At 63.6% G+C, this 1,600-nt stretch carries 1 protein-coding gene; it reads right to left on the bottom strand.

The features are described from left to right. The coding region (gene istA, locus A7A77_RS17220; RefSeq protein ID WP_082836231.1) for an IS21 family transposase at nucleotides 1–1,476 on the bottom strand (1,476 nt) is incomplete at its 3' end. Between the last annotated feature and the right edge of the window lie 124 nt (nucleotides 1,477–1,600).

Here is a 1,600-nt window from a genome sequence, read left to right as displayed (position 1 = left end):
GCCGGTCAACAGCCGCATGTACGAGCGCGCCGATGTTGTCTCCACTCTGGCCCTGGGCAGGTAGGGATAGATCGCCATGTCCAGTCGGGGCGGGCGGCGCTCCACCCGGCATAACAGGAGATGCTTCACCGCATCGAAGCCGATCGCGCCCATATCAAGGGCCTGCTTCACCGCGCCATGCAGATCGGCCAGAGCGAAGCTCTCCAGCAGGCGCAGTACCTGCACATATTCGCGCCGGCCATGCTTGCCCATGCGCGTCTCCATCAGCCGGCGCAGCGTTGTAAATACCTCGGGCAGGTCCCAGCCCTGCAATGGTGCGGCCTGATCGAGGGCATTGATCTTCTGTTCGATCAGGGGAAGGTAATGGATCGGATCGAAGATCACATCCTCGCGCTCGTAGCTGCGCACATGGCGGGCAATGATCTCGCCCCGGCAACCGATCACCACCTCGTCGACATAGCCCCTGATCCACACCTCCTGGTGGCCGAAGCGCACCGGCACCGAGTAATCGTTGGTCCGGTAACGCACCAGCGCCTGCGATGAGACCTGGCCGCTGGTCTGGTCACAGGCCTCGAAGGGGGAAGCCGGCAGTTCCTGCATCGCCGCCAGATCGCGCCGCAGCCTCTCGCCAATCGTCTCACTCTCGCCCCGCAGCCGGTCGTTCTGCCGTTTGCGGCATTGCTCCTCGAGCCACAGGTTGAACGCCTCCCATGTCGGGAACCGGGGGATCGGCACCATGAAGTTGCGCCGGCAATAGCCGACAAGGCCTTCAACGCCGCCCTTATCGTTACCCTTGCCGGGGCGGCCGTAACGATCACGGATCAGGTAGTGCGACAGGAAGGCGCTGAACAGCCTCGCGCGCAGCCGCGTCCCGTCAGGCAGGATCTTCGAGACCAGGCAGCGGTCGTTGTCGTAGACGATCGACAGCGGCACCGCGCCGAAGAACGCAAAGGCGTGGACATGGCCGTCCATCCAGGCCTCGGCAACGGCAGCCGGATAGGCGCGTACGTAGCAGGCGTCGCTGTGCGGCAGATCGAGCACGAAGAAGTGCGCCTTCTGCTCCACCCCGCCGATCTCGACCAGAGCTTCTCCAAAATCTGCCTGCCCATGGCCGGGTGCGTGTGCCAGCGGCACGAACATCTCCCGGCTGCGCTGATCCCGATCCCGGATGTAATCCTTGATGATCGTGTAGCCTCCGGTGAAGCCATGCTCTTCGCGAAGGCGATCGAACACACGCTTCGCCGTATGGCGCTGCTTGCGCGGGACCGACCGGTCCCCATCCAGCCAGCCGTCGATGATCGGTATGAACGCTTCCAGCTTCGGTCGCCGCACCGGGGCGCTGCGACGGTAACCGGGCGGCTCGGAATACGACAGCATCTTGCGGACCGTGTCGCGCGATATGTTGAAATGCTTCGCTGCCGCCCGGGCGCTCATGCCGCCCGCGCAGGCAAGACGAACCTTCAGGTAAAGTTCCACGGTGTAAATCCCTCATCCCTCCTCGCCAGCATCGCGAAAAGGGAAAAAAGTGGACGACTTTTACGCCGCCCGCAGCAGCACTTCGCCGCCGCTACCGTGGTCTAATTTTGCACCGCCGTTCTCA

The sequence above is a fragment of the Croceicoccus bisphenolivorans genome (assembly GCF_001634625.1).
In the GTDB taxonomy this organism is placed as follows: domain Bacteria; phylum Pseudomonadota; class Alphaproteobacteria; order Sphingomonadales; family Sphingomonadaceae; genus Croceicoccus; species Croceicoccus bisphenolivorans.
Note: the sequence above shows the minus strand (reverse complement) of the source record. Positions and strands in the feature narration are given on the sequence as shown.